The organism is Phreatobacter sp., assembly GCF_027532945.1.
Lineage (GTDB): Bacteria > Pseudomonadota > Alphaproteobacteria > Rhizobiales > Phreatobacteraceae > Phreatobacter.
Genome location: NZ_JAPZTZ010000003.1, coordinates 236,306 through 251,829, shown reverse-complemented (window position 1 = coordinate 251,829; position 15,524 = coordinate 236,306). Strand labels below are relative to the sequence as shown.

The following is a 15,524-nucleotide window of genomic DNA, read 5'->3' as shown; positions in this document are numbered from 1 at the left end:
ATGCAGGCGGCTCACGGATCGCACCATGTTTCGCATTTGATTCATTGTCGAGCCGCGGCGATACCGGAACCATGCCGCGTTTCTCCCGCCGTTCCCTTCTCGCCGCCTGTCTTGCGGCACCGACCCTGGCGCGGGCGCAAGCTGCGTGGCGTCCGACGCGGCCCATCACCCTCGTGGTGCCGTTTACGCCGGGAGGCTCGACCGATTTTCTCGCCCGCCTCCTCGGCCAGTCCATCACCGATGCGCTGGGCGTCGGCGTGGTGGTGGAGAACCGCCCCGGCGCCGGCGGCGGCATCGCCTCGGGCGCCGTCGCCAAGGCAGCCCCCGACGGGCAGACCCTGCTGCTCGCCCATATCGGCACGCTGGCGGTGAACCCCTGGATCTATGCGCGCCTGCCCTACGATCCCGTCCGCTCCTTCGCGCCGGTGAGCCTGCTGGCCGCCGTTCACAATGTCCTCGCCATCCACCCGTCCGTCGTCGCGCGCTCGGTGCCGGAGCTCATCGCGCTCGCGAAAGCGGCCCCGGGCAGCCTGAACTACGGCACCGGCGGGGTCGGATCGGCTGCCCATATCGCCACCGCCGCCTTCGAGGTCGCCGCCGGCATCCGCCTGCAGCACGTGCCCTATCGCGGCACCGGACCGGCGGTGAGCGACCTCCTCGCCGGCCGCATCCAGATGGCGCTCACCGGCGCGCCGATCCTGCTGCCGCAGGTCCGGGCGGGCTCGCTCCTCGCGCTGGGGGTCTCTGGAACCCGGCGGCTCGCCGCGCTCCCCGATGTGCCGACCATCGCGGAAGCCGCGCTGCCGGGCTTCGACGCCTCGCAATGGTATGGGCTCGTGGCGCCCGCCGGCACGCCGGCGCCGGTGATCGACACGCTGAACGCCATCTGCCGCACGACCCTGTCGACGCCGGCCATGGCGGCGCGGCTCGAACAGGAGGGCGCGGATGCGATGCCATCGACCCCCGACGGCTTCGCCTCTCACATTGCGTCGGAGCTCGCCCGTTGGGGCGCGGTCGCCCGCGCCGCCAATCTCAAGGCCGAGTAGGGCTCAGATGGTCGAGCGCCACTGGGCGAGGCCGAAGCGATAGCCGTCGCCCTGCTTCGACACGCGGCCCACGGCCGGGAAGGGGAAGTGGTAGCCGACGATCGGCATCCGCTCCGACGCCGCCATGTCATAGGTGCGCCGGCGGGTGGCCTCGGCGGCGGCGGCGTCCATGTCGAACATGGAATGCCAGCCCGGCCGCTCCACGAAGAGCGAGGGAATGCCCGACACGTCGCCCTGGATGAGCGCCTTGGCCGAGCCTGAGGTCACCACGAAGGAGGTGTGGCCCGGCGTGTGGCCGGCGGTGGCAACGGACTGGATGCCCGGCACGATCTCGCCACCCGGCGTGAAGCGACGGACATCGCCGGCATTGGGCCCGAAGACGCGCCGCGCCAGGGCGAAGTTCCCGCGCTGGCCCTCGGGCGCCTGGCCCATGCGCGTGTCGTCCATCCAGAAGGCCCATTCGGCCTCCGGCACATGGATCTCGGCATTGGGATAGGAAAGGGTGCCGTCCTTCTTGCGGATGCCGTTGATGTGGTCGCCGTGGAAATGGGTGACCAGCACGGCGTTGATCGAGGCCGGGTCGATGCCGGCGGCGCGCATATTGGCGGCGAGCTGGCCGGTGGTCGGCGGGCCATTATCCGCAAAGCCCGAGTCGATGATGTAGCGGCGCGAACCGATGGTCACCACGGCGATGTTGTAGGGGTTCTCCATCGCCTCGGGGTCGACGAAATGGGTGCGGAGCTGCTCCTCGACCTCGGGCTGGGCAGCGTTGCGCACCAGGCCCTGGGCGCGGCGGCCGACGAAGCCGTCATGGAGCACCGTGATCTCCGCCTCGCCCACCTTGATCCGGTAGAAGCCCGGCTGCTGGAGCGTAGCACCGGCCGCAGGCGCGGCAGTCTGCGCCTGCGCGTCCACCTGCCCGGTGACGATGCTGGCACCGAGGCCGGCAGAGGCTGCGAGAACGGTACGCCGGGACGTGGTGGACATCGAAGCCTCCTTGAAGGGGTTATCTGAGCGCCGGGGAGTGGATGACGTAAGGGAGCCGGACGCAATTCACATGGGGTTGATGCGGGTCTTGGGAAGAGCCGTCATTCCAGCCGGATGTTGGCGGCGCGGATGACCGGCCCCCAGGTGGCGGCCTCGCTGGCGAGGAAGGCGCGGAAGGCGTCAGGCGTCGAGGCGGCGGGCGTTGCGCCGAGCTGCTGCAGCCGCGTCGTCGCTTCGGGTGAGCGGATGGCGTCGGTGAGGTCGCGCGACAGGCGCTGGACCATGTCGGGGGCGAGGCCCGCAGGGGCCACCACGCCCCACCAGACGCCGGTGTCGAAACCGGCATAGCCCTGCTCAGCCATGGTCGGCACGTCCGGCAGGATGGCGGATCTGGCCGCCGTGGTCACCGCCAGCGGGCGGACCTTGCCGGCCCGCGCCAATTCGATCACCTCCAGCAGCGGATTGATGCTCATCGGCAGCCCGCCGGTCATCACCGTCTGCAGCGCCTGAGAGCCGGAGCGGTGGGGCACGGCGACGAGCTTCGCGCCGGTCACCTGCGAGGCCAGCACGCCGGCAAGATGCGCGGACGTGCCGAAGCCGGAGACACCGAAGACGATGCCGTCGGGTTTCGCCCTCGCCGCCTCGAAGAAGGCCTTGGCGTCGCGGGCGGTCTCGCCCGGCGGCACCGAGATCACCAGCGGCGAGGCGCCGATCTGGGTGATCGGCGTGAAATCGCGGTCGGTGTCGTAGGGCAGCTTCTCGTGGAAGAAGGGGTTCAGCGGGTGGCCATTGGCGACGACCATCAGCGTGTGGCCGTCGGGCGCGGCGCGCACCAGCGCCTGCGAGGCGACGATGCCGCCCGCGCCGGGCCGGTTCTCGATGACGGGCTGCTGGCCCCAGCGCTGGGCGAGGCGGTCGGCGATGGTCCGCGCCACGATGTCGACCGCGCCGCCCGCGGCGAAGGGCACGATGAGGGTCACCGGCCGCGACGGGAAGGCCTGGGCTCGCGCCGGCAGGGCTGACGCCGCCAGGGCAGAGGCGAAGAGCGTGGTGAAACGGCGGCGGTCGGTCATGGCGGTGTCCCGCGGGTATGGAAGCTCTCGACGGTCTTCAGGCCCCAGGCCTGGCCCTTCTTGCGCTCCGTCTCGGTCCAGATGACCGGCTCCCAGTCGGGATCGAGCATGAGGCGCGCGCCGGCATTGGCCACCTCGACGCGGTTGCCGCCGGGCTCCTCGAGATAGAGGAAGAAGGTCTGCTGGACCGCGTGCTTGCGCGGGCCGGTCTCGATCGGAACGCCGGCCTCCAGCGCGATGTCGGCGGCGCGCAGGATCTCCTCGCGGCTGTCGATGGCATAGGTCACGTGGTGGAAGCGGCCGCGCCGTCCCGAATGGTCGCGGGTGAAGGCGATGTCGTAGGTCTTGTTGGTGGCCGTCATCCAGGCCCCGCCCCAGATGCCGGAATCCAGCACGATGGCCTCGGTGAGTCGCATGCCGAGCTGGTCGCGCAGGAAGTCGCGGGTGGGCTCGACCTCCGAGCAGAGCAGGTTCAGGTGATCGAGCCGGCGCACCGACATGCCGCGGGCGGGGAAGCGCTGTGCCTGGTTCTTGAGCGCCGGCCGCAGGGCGTCGGGCGCCTGGTACTTCCGCGTCTCGAAATAAATCTCGAAGACGTGCCCGTCCGGCCCATGCGCCCGGTAGGACGGCCCATGGCTCATGTCGCCCTCGGTCCAGCCAATGCCGTGGCCGGAGGCCTCCAGCACCGCCACGCGCCGCGCCAGTGCCTCGCGGCTCCAGGTGCGGAAGGCGACATGGGCGAGGCCGGGGAGGGGCGCCTCGGTCAGTTTCAGCGAGGCGAATTCATAGTCGTCCCAGCCGCGCAGATAGACCGACTGGCCCTCGCGTCCCGCTTCCGTCATGCCGAAGACGTCGGTGAAGAAGGAAAGGCTCGCCTCGATCCGAGGGGTGAGCATCTCGACATGGCCGAGATGGGCGAGATCGCGCGGCGTCTCCCCGTTGCCGGACGTCCCTTGCCCCGCCATCCCCTGTCCCTGCATCGTCCGGTTGCCCCCCGCGCCTCACCCTCCCGCGCTGGCGCCAGCCGGTGAAGGTGGCGCATGTCGCCATGGTGGCTCCCGGCATGCAAAGGAAAGCTCCGGGCTCTTTGCTGAACCCGGTGCATCAATCGCCGGTCATCTGCTCGGGCGATGAAGGCGTCCCGCGCGGTCTGTGGCGATCATCGGCGCGCCGAGGCCCTCCCGCAGCCTTTGCCCTGATGGTCCCCTGCCGCGCAGCGGGACGCGCCACGCGCATGGCTCTCCTCCGGAGCCCATGAAATTTGCAGGTTGTGGCCAACCTGCGTCCGTGATTGCTTTGTATTATGTTGTCTGATCGCTTGCCCGGTCCTGTCATTGCCCTCCGTTCCATTGAGAAATGGTACGGGACGCGGGATCGACCGGTGCATGCCTTGTCGTCCACCGACCTCGATGTCGGCTCCCGCGAACTGGTGGTGCTGCTGGGGCCCTCAGGATGCGGCAAGACCACGCTGCTCCGCATGATCGGCGGCCTGATCGAGCCCACCTCCGGCGAGCTCTCCATCGTCGGCAAGCCCCTCTGGGCGCGGGGCGAGCGGCAGAGCGAGGCCCTCGCCGATCTTGGCATGGTGTTCCAGGAGGCCAATCTCTTCCCCTGGCTCTCCATCGAGGACAACATCGCCCTGCCGCTGGAGCTCAAGGGCATGCGTCCGGCCGAACGCCGGGCGCGCGCCCATGACCTCATGAAGCTCGTCGGCATTGGCGGCTTCGAGCGGCGATGGCCGCGTGAACTCTCCGGCGGCATGCGCCAGCGCGCGGCCATCGCCCGCGCCCTGTCCTACGATCCGAAGATCCTGCTCATGGATGAGCCCTTCGGTGCGCTCGATGCCATGACCCGCGACGCCCTCAATATCGAGCTGGAGCGGATCTTCCTCGCCACCGAGAAATCCATCGTCCTCGTCACCCATTCCATCACCGAGGCAGTGTTCCTCGCCGACCGGATCGTGCTGCTGTCGCCGCGGCCCGGCCGCATCGACCGCATCGTCGACGTGCCCTTCGCCCGTCCGCGGACGCTCGAGCTGCAGGCCACCACCGCGTTCCAGGAGATCGTCCTGTCGCTGCGCGCGCGTCTGGCGGAGATTTCGTGATGACCGCCGACAATCCGACCCCGCCGCCCCAGCTCGCCGCCCGGCGCGGCTTCCTCGCCAGCCGCGAGGCACGCATTCCCTGGATCACGACGCCGCTGCTCCTCGCCATCATCGTCCTAATCTGGCACGCCTATGTGCGGATGAGCGGCATCTCCCCCTTCATCCTGCCGGCGCCGGGCGCCGTCTTCGCGGAGTGGGTCGCGCTCCTCGGCAATCGCCGGGCCTGGTTCCATACCGGCATGACCGTCTATGCGACTGTCGTCGGCTTCTTCTGGGCGGCGCTGATCGGCGTCGTCCTCGGCGTGCTCATCGCCCGCATTCGCTGGCTCGAACTGACGCTGAACCCCTTCATCATCGCTACGCAGGTCATCCCGAAAGTGGCGCTGGTGCCGCTCTTCGTCGTCTGGTTCGGCTTCGGCATCACCTCCAAGGTCATCGTCGCCGGGGTGCTCGCCTTCTTCCCCATCCTCACCAACACGGTGCTCGGGGTGAAATCCATCGACGAGGGCCACCGGGACGTGATGACGGCGCTCAATGCCACGCGCTGGCAGGTCTTCCGCCGGCTCGAGCTGCCCTCGGCGCTGCCCTACATCCTCACGGGTTTCGAGGTCGGCATCGTCCTCGCGATCATCGGCGCGGTGGTCGGCGAATATCTCGGCGGCAACCAGGGCCTCGGCCAGTTGCTCATCCAGGCCATGAACGGCTTCGAGACCAGCCAGATGTTCGCGGTGCTGATCCAGATGTCGCTGATCGGCTTCGCCTTCTACTTTGCCATCGGGCTGCTGAAGCGCATCCTCATCCCCTGGCACGCGACGGGGGCCTCCTGATCGCGCGTGCCAGGGCATCTGTTCCATGGGTGATCCGATTGCCGCGCGCGCCGGGTCCCGTAAGCTTCATCACCGTCCCGAGGACCCGGAGAGAACCATGAGCCCCGTCACCAGCGTCTCCCGTCGTTCCGCCCTCGCGCTCGGCGCAGGCGGGTTCGTAGCCCTCACCGTGGGCCGCGCCGGCGCCCAGGCCGCCCGGCCCATGACCTTCATCACGCCCTTCTCCTACATCCTCGCCTTCGTCGACATCCTGCACGCCAAGGGCGGCGGCTATTTCGACCGCGAGGGCCTCAACGTCACCATCGAGCAGGGCCGCGGCTCCGCCATGGCGGTGCAGCAGGTGCTTGGCGGCGGTGGCCTCCTGTCGCGCACCGGCGTCTCGGACCATATCCGCGCCTCGAGCCGTCCCGGCGGCGATGCGCTCATCTCCGTCGGCACGATCAGCCAGGGCTCGCCCTTCTTCGTCATCTCCTCGTCCGACAAGCCGGTGCGCACGCCGAAGGAGATGGTGGGCAAGACCATCGGCGTGCTCTCGGTCGGCGGCGCCACCGAGATCACCCTCGACTGCATGCTGGTGGCGCAGGGCGTCGACAAGGCCCAGGTCCAGCGCGTTCAGGCGCCGAACACCCCGGCCGGCATGGCGCTGATCGCCCAGGGCCGCATCGACGCCTATATCGTCAGCGCCGGCGTTCCCGTTGCGCTCAGGGCCGCGAACGAGCGCTTCCTGTCGTGGAACACCGACGAATACGCGCCCATCCCCGGCCAGTGCTACATCGCCAAGCGCGAGAGCGTGCAGCGCGACGGCGACCTCGTGGTGAGCTTCCTTCGGGCGGTGAAGCGCTCGATCGACGACATGCTCGCCGACACCGACCTCTCCACCACCCTGAAGCGCATCGAGGGCTTCGAGATCGCCGAGATGCGCAACCGCGCCGTTGCCCCTGACATCCTGCGCAATGAGATGCAGTTCTGGCTGACCGCTGGCCGCGAGAACGTCCTGCGCCATGTGCCGGAGCGCTGGCAGAAGGGCTATGACCTCATGGCCGCTGCCGGCTTCACCCCGCCCGGCAAGGCAGATGGGCTCTACACCAACGAGTTCGTCGAGAAGGCCATCCGCTGATGCGGTTTGCGGCGCGCGAGGCGGCCCTCATCCTCATCGACCTGCAGCGCGGCTTCGTCGACGAGGAGGGCTTCGTCGCGGTGCAGGGGCGGGACGTCTCCGCGAGCAAGCGGGCGGCGCTGCGCGGCGTGGCGCTCGCCGCTGCGGCCCGTGCGGCGGGCATGAAGGTGATCTGGACCCGCCATGTCCTGCGCGCCGACTATGCCGATGGCGGGCTGCTGGTGACCGAGATCCGGCCCCGCCTCGGCGAGCTCGGCGCGCTGAAGCGCGGCACTCCGGATATCGAGCTGTTCGATGGCGCCAGTCCGCAGCCCGGCGACATCATTGTCGACAAGCCCCGCTACTCCGCCTTCTTCGGTACCGACCTCGACGTGATCCTCGCCGCCAACGGCATCCGGAGCCTCGTCGTCGGCGGTGTCACCACGTCGATGTGCGTCGAGACCACGGCGCGCGACGCTGCCCAGCGCGACCTCAGGACCTTCGTGGTGCGCGAGGCCGTCGCCGATTTCGACGAGGCGCGCCACGCGGCCTCGCTCGCGGCCATCGCCTTCGGCTTCGGCCGGGTCGTGGGGATCGACGCGATGATGGCGGCCATGGACGAGGGCGAGGCGAGCTTTCCCGCCGCCTGACGCCTCAGAGAGGCCCCAGCCGCTGGACAAGTTCGCGCTTCAGCACCTTGCCGGCGCCGTTCTTCGGCAGGTCGTCGACGACGAAGATCCCGCGCGGCCATTTGGCGCGCGCGAGGCGCTGGCGGACGAAGCCGATCAGTTCCGCCTCGGAGGTCACGCTGGTGAGGCGCACGAAGGCGGCGATCTCCTCGCCGAATTCCCGCGACGGCCAGCCGACCACCGCCGCCTCGGCTACTGCCGGATGGGCATTCAGCACCGCCTCGATATCGGCCGGATAGATGTTGATGCCGCCGCGGATGATCATGTCCTTCGCACGGCCCTTGAGGCTGACGAAGCCGGCCGCGTCGATCTCGGCGAGGTCGCCGGGATAGAACCAGCCATGCCGGAAGGCCTCGAGCGAGGCCTCGGGGTCGCGGTGATAGGCGGTCGCGACGCCAGGGCCGCGATAGCGCAGCCTGCCGACAAAGCCGGCGGGAAGCGGACAATCCTCGTCATCGACGACCTCCACCTCCACGGCGAAGACCGGACGCCCGACGCTCTCGCCGTGATCGGCGATGTCGCCGGGCCCGAGCAGCGTGACGCCGCCGCCTTCGGTCGAGGCGTAGTACTCGAAGAAGCGCTCGCACATGCGGTCGCGGATGGCGTGGCGCTCGTCCCTGGACAGTGGCGCACCTGACGAGAACAGCAGGTTGAGCCCGTTCAGCGGCGCAAGGGCCTCATCGGACAGTTCGAGCAGCCGCCGGAACTGCGTCGGCACGAGGAAGAGGCTCGTCCCGCCCTCCCGCGCGAGCGTGGCGATGAGGTCCTCGGCGGAACAGGGTGGCGGTTTCATGATCAGCGTGCCGCCGGAATAGAGGACCGACATGGCGAAGGTCCGGCCGCCGCCGAAATAGAGCGGCGTCGCCATGACGAAGCGGTCGCGGCCATTGAGGCCGAGATTGATCCAGTGCGTCATGAAGCGGCGGAAGAAGTGCCGATGGGTGATGAGCGGCCCCTTCGGCCGCCCGGTCGTGCCGGACGACAGCGACAGGACCAGCGGCGTCTCGCCATCGGAGGTGAAGGCGGTCGCCGGATCGGCCGCGGCGATGGCAGCGTCCAGGGCCTCGTCCCAGGCGAGCATCGGGATGTCGGCGATGGCGGGCTCGCCTGGCTCGGTGAGCACCAGTGCTGCGCCGAAATGCACAGCCACATTCTCCCGCTCCGCCTGCGTCCAGCGCAGGTCCATGGGGAGGATGGCGCGTCCCGCCCGTGCCAGGGCATAGAGCGCCACCACATAGCGCGCCGTGTCGGCGAGGCAGAGGCCGACGACAGCCGTCTCGTCCGGCACCTTCGCCTGGATGACCGCCGCTAGCCGGCGGACCTCGTCGGCGAAGGCGGCATGGGTGATGACCTGCCCGTTCTCGATGATGGCCGGATGGTCCGGCCGCGCCCGGGCATGGATGTCGAGGGCGTCGGCAAGGTTCATCATCGGTCGAGCTTGTAGAGCTTGACGGCGTTGTCGCGCAGGAACTTCGCCCGGACCTCGTCGGAGAAGCCGAGGGCGTCGATCTCCTTCATCGTCCGCTCGAAGTCGAGAACGGGGAAGTCGGTGCCGAAGAGCACCTTGTCCTTGCCGAAGCTCTTGATGAAATGGACGAAGGAGGCCGGCCAGTATTTCGGGCTGTGGGCGTCCGAGCCGATATAGACATTGGCATGTTTCCACGCCATGGCGATCATCTCGTCGGTCCAGGGGATGCCGACATGGATGCCGACGATCTTCAACTCGGGGAAGTCGCAGGCGACGGAATCCAGCGTGATCGGCCGGCCGACGCTGCGGCGCGGATAGCGCGGGTCATAGACCATGGACTGGCCGACCTGGAGCTGGATCGGCACGTCGAGCTCCACGCATTTGGCGTAGAACGGGTACCATTTGGCATGGTCGGGCGCGAGTTCGAACCAGTGCGGGTAGAAATGCGCGCCGATGAACCCGTATTCGCGCACGGATCGCTCGAGCTCCCGCACACCCGTCATGCCCTCGGTCGGGTCGAGGCCGGCAAGGCCATAGAAGCGGTCGGGATAGGCCTGCACTGCGTCCGCCACCAGCTTGTAGGGGACATGGTAGCAGGCGGGATGGCCCAGCTGGCCGACCTTGGCGGCGATGAGGAAGCTCTTCTCGATGCCGGCGCGGTCCATCCGCTCCAGCATCTCCTTGTGGGTGACGCCGGCGAAGGTCTGGGCATTGACCCGCATCTTCTCGGTGTAGAAGCCGGTGCGGTCCGGCCGGCCGGCAAGGGCCTCCGGCGTCCAGATGTTCACGACAGTGTCGATGGCCTTGACGGCGCTCATGTCGGTTGTCTCCCGGTCAGTCCCAGTTCGCGCGCCATGCCGTCGCGCAGGATCTCGTTGGTGCCTTCGCCGAAGGTGTAGAGCCGCGAATCCCGCCAGAAGCGCTGGATGTCGCTGTCGGCGGCATAGCCGGCGCTGGCCATGATCTGCATGCCCTGGTCTGCGACGTCGCGCAGCGTTTCGGTGGCGACGACCTTCGCCTGCGCCGCCTCGCGCTTGCAGGGCAGGCCGCTGTCGATGAGCGTCGCGAGATGCCGGACCATCAGCCGCGACAGGTCGACCCGCGTCTGCAGGTCGGCAAGGCGGTGGGCGAGGACCTGGAACGAGCCAATGGGCTTGCCGAACTGCTGGCGCTCGCGGGCATGGGCCATGACGCCGTCGAGGGCGGCCTGGGCCGCGCCGGTGACGGTCGCCGCCATGCTCGCGCGCGAATAATGCAGGGTCGACATCAGGTGGCGGAAGCCGCCACCGACCTCGCCGATCACCGCCTCCTCGCCGACCTCGACATCGGTGAAACCGATCTCGAAGCTCGGCATGCAGTTGTTGCCGACCTTGGCGAGCGGCGACAGCGTCAGGCCCGGCGCATCGCTCGGCACGAGGAAGAGCGTGACGCCGTCGCTGCCCGTGGCCGCCTCGCCGGTGCGAGCGGCGGTGAGCAGGAAGCGGGCGCCCTTCGCGTCGCTGATCCAGATCTTCGCCCCGGAGATGACATAGCCGCCGGCCGTGCGACGCGCCCGCATGCACAGCGCCCCGGCATCGCTGCCCGCGCCCGGTTCGGTCAGGGCGAGGGCGATGAAAAAGGCCCCTGAGAGGAGGCCCGGCAGCAGGTCCCCCTTCTGTGCCTCAGAGCCATAGGCAAGCACCGACATGACGCCGAAGCCGACAACGCGGTTGTAGATCGAGGCGGCCATGTAGCCGTGCCGGCCGAGGCGCTCCTGCACCAGCGCCACCTCGCGCCAGCCGAGGCCAAGCCCGCCATGGGCCTCAGGGACAGCGAGGGCGAAGAAGCCCGCCTCGCCCATGGCCGGCAGCAGGTCATAGGGCGTCTGGTGCTCGCGGTCGCGGCGGCGCACCTCGTCGGGCGGCAGGTGCTGTGCCGCGAAGCCGTCGACGCTCGCGAGGATCCGGCGCTGGTCTTCGGTGAGAAGCCTGTCCATGCCCAAGACCCTCACCGATGATACAAGATACGACAAGCCGGGCGAACGGGGGACAGGGTCCAGCAAAACGCACGCAAGGGGCCGGTTCGCACCGCGCTGCGGCACGCCAGCTGAGCAATGCGGCCAGGACCTCACCGATCTGGCCGCCATGTCGCGCTTTTTGGCGTGCGGCGGAGGGTTTTGGGCGATGATCGCGGCCTGGAGCGCGAGGGTCACCCTGCCGATCGCTTGGCTCCCGCGACGCAGGCGACGATCGCCACGGTGACCGCAACCATGGCGAGGCTGACCGGTTCGCCGAGCAGCGTTGCCGCAAGCGCCAGGCCGAAGAAGGGTTGGAGCAGCTGGAGCTGACCGACAGCCCCGATGCCGCCGAGGGCGAGCCCGCGATACCAGAACACGAAGCCGATGAGCATGCTGAACAGCGACACATAGCCGAGGCCGATCCAGGCCGCCCCCGAGACCGCTGCGAAGGAGGGCGGCCAGGTGAGCGCCGCCAGCACCGCCATGACCGGCAGCGACAGCGCCAGCGCCCAGCAGATCACCTGCCAGCCGCCGAGCCGGCGCGCCAGTTTCGCGCCCTCCGCATAGCCGAGGCCGCAGACCAGCACGGCGGCGATCATCAACCCGTCGCCGACGAGGGAGGCTCGCCCGCCCTGGCTCAGGGCGAAGCCCGCGACCAGCGCGCTGCCGAGGCCCGAGAACAGCCAGAAGATTGGCCGCGGCCGTTCGCCCGCCCGCATCACGCCGAAGGCGGCCGTGGCCAGCGGCAGCAATCCGATGAAGACGACGGAATGGGCGGCGCCGACATGCTGGAGGGCGAGCGCCGTCAGCAGCGGAAAGCCGACCACGACGCCGATCGAGACGATGGCGAGGGGCACAAGGTCACTGGCCCGGGGGCGGTCGACCCGCAACAGGCCGATCAGCGCCAGGGCGAGGAGGCCGGCGATGGTCGCCCGCATCCCCGTGAGGAAGACCGGGTCGAAATCCGCCACGGCGACCCGCGTCGCCGGCAGCGAGCCGCTGAAGATCACCATGCCGGTGAAGCCGCTGATCCAGCCGTCTGTCGTCCTGTCCATCCGCTCCTCCGCGCGTGCCGCAGCAGTGGCAGCCGGGCGCTGGCGCCTCAAGGGACACTTCAGTACAATCCAGGCGAACTGTCCGGTGGCGATGAGCAGTACGGATGCTGGAGAAGGGTGAGACGGCGACAGAGACCCTGACGGACCGCGTCGTCCGTGAGGTGAAGCAGCGGGTGGCGCAGCGGGCACTGACGCCCGGCGCGCGGCTGCCGTCCATCCGCGCCTTTGCGGCGGCGATGAAGGTCTCCAAATCCACGGTTGTCGAGGCCTATGACCGGCTCTCGGCGGAAGGGATCATTACCTCGCGCCCGGGTTCGGGCTTCTATGTCGATGCGCCGCTCGCCCCGCTCTCCCTCGCCGATCTCGGGCCGAAGCTCGACCAGGAAGTCGATCCGCTGTGGATCACGCGGCAGGCTCTTGGCCGCAATCCGGACCTGCTGATGCCCGGTTGCGGCTGGCTGCCGGCGTCCTGGATGCCGCAAGAGAGCCTGCGGCGGGCTCTGCGCGGCCTCGCCCGTGGCGATGCGCTCGCTCTCACCGATTACGGCACGCCGCAGGGTCTGCCGGCGCTGCGGCACCTCCTCGCCCGCCGCGTGACGGGGCAGGGGATCGAGGCCGCCGCCGACCAGGTGATCATCACCGAGTCGGGCACGCAGGCGCTCGATCTCGCCTGCCGCTTCCTCGTCGAACCCGGCGACACCGTGCTGGTCGACGATCCCTGCTATTTCAATTTCCACGCCCTGCTGCGCGCCCACCGCGCCAAGGTCGTGCCGGTCCCCTACACTGCGCAGGGCCCCGACCTCGCGCTGTTCGAGCGGGCGCTCGCCGAGCACCGTCCGCGGCTCTACGTGACCAATGCCGGCGTCCACAATCCGACCGGAGCGACCCTGTCGCCGATTGTCGCCCACCGGCTTCTGACGCTCGCCGGGCGGGCGGATCTCACCATCGTCGAGGACGACATCTTCGCTGATTTCGAGGTCGAAGTTTCGCCGCGGCTCGCCGCCTTCGACGGGCTCGAGCGGGTGATCTCCTGCGGCAGTTTCTCGAAGACCCTGTCCGCCGGGCTGCGCTGCGGCTACCTCGTCGCCCGGCCATCCTGGATCCAGGGTCTCACCGACCTGAAGGTCGCCACCAGTTTCGGCGGCGCCGGGTTGGCGGCCGAACTGGTTCATGCCGTCCTCACCGATGGTGGATACCGCCGCCATGTGGCGGCACTGCGCACCCGCCTCGCCACGGCCCGCGCCGAGACCGCCGACAAGCTCCGCGATCTCGGCCTCGTTCCGTGGCTCGAGCCGCAGGCCGGCATGTTCCTGTGGTGCCGGCTGCCCGGCGACATCGATGCCGCCGCGGTCGCACGCCGGGCGCTGGCCGACAATGTCGTGCTCGCCCCCGGCAACGCCTTCAGCCTGTCGCAGACGGCCCGCAGCCACCTGCGCTTCAACGTCGCGCAATGCTCCGACCCGCGCGTCTTCGCCGTGCTTCGCAAGGCGATCCGCGCCGCCGCATGAGCGTTCCAGATGTGCTATGCACCCCTCCAGGAGAGGCTAGACAGGCCGGAGAACCGGTGTGGGCGGTCAGCCCCGCCATCCCGCTGCGACGACGAACGACGGCATGACACCCAACGCTGACATGAGCCCCTGGCGCTTCACGGTCGCCCCCATGATGGACTGGACGGACCGGCACTGCCGCGTCTTCCATCGCGTGCTGTCGCGCCGGGCGAGGCTCTACACGGAGATGGTCACGGCCAACGCCATCATTCACGGCGACAGTGATCGCCTGCTCGGCTTCGACGCAGTCGAGCATCCCGTGGCGCTGCAGCTCGGGGGCTCGGACCCGACGGCCCTGGCCGAGGCGGCGCGGATCGGCGCTGACTATGGCTATGACGAGATCAATCTCAATTGCGGCTGCCCGTCGGACCGGGTCCAGGGCGGCCATTTCGGCGCCTGCCTGATGGCGGAGCCGGAGCGCGTGGCGGACTGCGTGGCGGCGATGAAGGCGGCGGTGCGCCTGCCGGTCACCGTCAAGTGCCGCATCGGCATCGACGACCAGGACCCCGAACCCGCCCTCGACCGCTTCGCCGACGCGGTGGTGGCGGCGGGCACCGACGCGCTGATCATCCACGCCCGCAAGGCCTGGCTGCAGGGCCTGTCACCGCGCGAGAACCGCGAGATCCCGCCGCTCGACTATGACCGTGTCTTCCGTCTGAAGGCGAGGTTCCCGTCGCTTCCCGTCGCCATCAACGGCGGCATTGCCAGCATCGCCGAGGCGGAGGCGCTGCTGGCGCCTCGCGACGGCGTCCGGCTCGACGGCGTCATGCTCGGCCGCGCCGCCTACCAGTCGCCGGCCCTGCTGCGTGAGGTCGATCCGGTGCTGTTCGGCGCAGACGCACCCGTCGCTGACGGACTTGCCGCGCTCGAGGCCTATCTGACCTATGTCGAGCGGCAGCTTGCCGCTGGTGTGCGCTTGTCGTCGATCACCCGGCATATCCTCGGCCTGTTCCAGGCCGTCCCCGGTGCCCGCCAGTTCCGCCGCCACCTCTCGGTTGAGGCGGTGAAACCGGGTGCGGGCGTCGAGGTGCTGCGCGAGGCCATGGCGCTCGTCGCCGGACGGCCCAGCCCTGGCGAGATCGCGGCCTGAGGCCAGGTCGGTTCAGGGCCGGAACGATGAAGGACGGCCTTGCGGCCGCCCCCCGATCTTGCCGCAGGTCGCGATCAGCGCAGGTGGTAAGTTTCGCAGAACCGGCCGCGCAGCAACTCGTAGCGGCAGGTGAGGATCGAGTCGCTGTCCGTACGAAGCGGCTGCTGGGGCACGCCCGGCACGACAAGGATCGCCGCCGGAGGGTCATAGCTGGTGGCGCCGGCCCCGCCATCCGATCCGCCTGCGCCACCGCCAGCGGTCTGCGCCATGGCGGAACCGGCGCTGAGCGCGAAGAGGGCGGCGACGGCAAGGGTCTTGAACGAGGTCATGGTCCTGTCTCCTGTTGACTGGGGCGGTGCGTCCCGTGGCCTTGCTGGCCTGCGGATCCGTTCGCCGATGACGCCCTTGTCGCAGGCGTCCTTTGCCGCCTGACGCCGCGGGAGGCTCGCTGCATTTCCCCCGTAACCGTCATGTTGCCGGCCTTGTCCGATCTCCTGTCGGATCGAATGAGGACCCGTGCAGGCCGGACACGCGGCGCCGGGCCTT

General features: G+C 69.4%; 15 protein-coding genes. 7 read left to right on the top strand and 8 right to left on the bottom strand.

Going from position 1 to position 15,524, the window contains the following annotated elements; genetic code table 11:
* Positions 1-71 precede the first annotated feature (71 nt).
* Positions 72-1,046, top strand: coding sequence for a tripartite tricarboxylate transporter substrate binding protein (locus O9344_RS02330; protein WP_298472272.1), 975 nt, complete (start codon positions 72-74; stop codon positions 1,044-1,046).
* Positions 1,047-1,049: 3 nt separating this feature from the next.
* On the opposite strand, the gene O9344_RS02325 is transcribed toward O9344_RS02330, so the two are convergent.
* The 3 genes from O9344_RS02325 to O9344_RS02315 form a co-directional block, all read right to left on the bottom strand.
* Positions 1,050-2,033: an MBL fold metallo-hydrolase gene (locus O9344_RS02325; RefSeq protein ID WP_298472270.1), complete on the bottom strand. Its 984-nt coding sequence runs from the start codon at positions 2,031-2,033 to the stop codon at positions 1,050-1,052.
* 101 nt (positions 2,034-2,134) lie between these two features.
* On the bottom strand, positions 2,135-3,106 hold the full coding sequence (locus O9344_RS02320) for a tripartite tricarboxylate transporter substrate binding protein (protein WP_298472268.1): 972 nt from the start codon (positions 3,104-3,106) through the stop codon (positions 2,135-2,137).
* On the bottom strand, positions 3,103-4,071 hold the full coding sequence (locus tag O9344_RS02315; protein WP_298472266.1) for a VOC family protein: 969 nt from the start codon (positions 4,069-4,071) through the stop codon (positions 3,103-3,105). The genes O9344_RS02320 and O9344_RS02315 overlap by 4 nt, the downstream gene beginning before the upstream one ends.
* Before the next feature lie 425 nt (positions 4,072-4,496).
* Here O9344_RS02315 and O9344_RS02310 point away from each other — a divergent pair, with 425 nt between their 5' ends.
* From O9344_RS02310 to O9344_RS02295, 4 genes are all read left to right on the top strand, one after another.
* A complete protein-coding gene (locus tag O9344_RS02310) occupies positions 4,497-5,210 on the top strand; it encodes an ABC transporter ATP-binding protein (RefSeq protein ID WP_298472264.1) in 714 nt (237 codons plus the stop codon).
* Positions 5,210-6,037, top strand: coding sequence for an ABC transporter permease (locus tag O9344_RS02305; protein ID WP_298472262.1), 828 nt, complete (start codon positions 5,210-5,212; stop codon positions 6,035-6,037). The genes O9344_RS02310 and O9344_RS02305 overlap by 1 nt, the downstream gene beginning before the upstream one ends.
* 97 nt (positions 6,038-6,134) lie before the next feature.
* Positions 6,135-7,154: an ABC transporter substrate-binding protein gene (locus tag O9344_RS02300; protein WP_298472261.1), complete on the top strand. Its 1,020-nt coding sequence runs from the start codon at positions 6,135-6,137 to the stop codon at positions 7,152-7,154.
* Positions 7,154-7,783, top strand: a complete 630-nt coding sequence (locus O9344_RS02295) for an isochorismatase family cysteine hydrolase (protein ID WP_298472260.1) — start codon at positions 7,154-7,156, stop codon at positions 7,781-7,783. The genes O9344_RS02300 and O9344_RS02295 overlap by 1 nt, the downstream gene beginning before the upstream one ends.
* Before the next feature lie 4 nt (positions 7,784-7,787).
* Here the strand turns inward: O9344_RS02295 and O9344_RS02290 are convergent, their stop codons facing one another.
* The 4 genes from O9344_RS02290 to O9344_RS02275 all read right to left on the bottom strand — a co-directional run bounded on the left by O9344_RS02290 (position 7,788) and on the right by O9344_RS02275 (position 12,341).
* Positions 7,788-9,251, bottom strand: a complete 1,464-nt coding sequence (locus O9344_RS02290; protein ID WP_298472258.1) for a class I adenylate-forming enzyme family protein — start codon at positions 9,249-9,251, stop codon at positions 7,788-7,790.
* Positions 9,248-10,108, bottom strand: a complete 861-nt coding sequence (locus tag O9344_RS02285) for an amidohydrolase family protein (protein WP_298472256.1) — start codon at positions 10,106-10,108, stop codon at positions 9,248-9,250. Before O9344_RS02285 ends, O9344_RS02290 begins: the two co-directional genes overlap by 4 nt.
* On the bottom strand, positions 10,105-11,265 hold the full coding sequence (locus tag O9344_RS02280) for an acyl-CoA dehydrogenase family protein (RefSeq protein ID WP_298472254.1): 1,161 nt from the start codon (positions 11,263-11,265) through the stop codon (positions 10,105-10,107). The genes O9344_RS02285 and O9344_RS02280 overlap by 4 nt, the downstream gene beginning before the upstream one ends.
* 212 nt (positions 11,266-11,477) lie before the next feature.
* The gene (locus O9344_RS02275; protein WP_298472252.1) at positions 11,478-12,341 is read right to left on the bottom strand and encodes a DMT family transporter; all 864 of its coding nucleotides are present in this window, start codon (positions 12,339-12,341) and stop codon (positions 11,478-11,480) included.
* Between the two features lie 104 nt (positions 12,342-12,445).
* Between O9344_RS02275 and O9344_RS02270 the strand changes: the two genes are divergently transcribed.
* Positions 12,446-13,849 carry a PLP-dependent aminotransferase family protein gene (locus O9344_RS02270; RefSeq protein ID WP_298472250.1) on the top strand — a complete coding sequence of 468 codons (1,404 nt, stop codon included), beginning with the start codon at positions 12,446-12,448 and terminating at the stop codon, positions 13,847-13,849.
* Positions 13,850-13,952: 103 nt separating this feature from the next.
* Positions 13,953-14,978 carry a tRNA dihydrouridine(20/20a) synthase DusA gene (gene dusA, locus O9344_RS02265; RefSeq protein WP_298472248.1) on the top strand — a complete coding sequence of 342 codons (1,026 nt, stop codon included), beginning with the start codon at positions 13,953-13,955 and terminating at the stop codon, positions 14,976-14,978.
* A 74-nt stretch (positions 14,979-15,052) separates the two neighbouring features.
* On the opposite strand, the gene O9344_RS02260 is transcribed toward dusA, so the two are convergent.
* Entirely contained in the window at positions 15,053-15,307 is a 255-nt protein-coding gene (locus tag O9344_RS02260; RefSeq protein ID WP_298472246.1) for a hypothetical protein, read from the bottom strand.
* Positions 15,308-15,524: the final 217 nt, after the last annotated feature.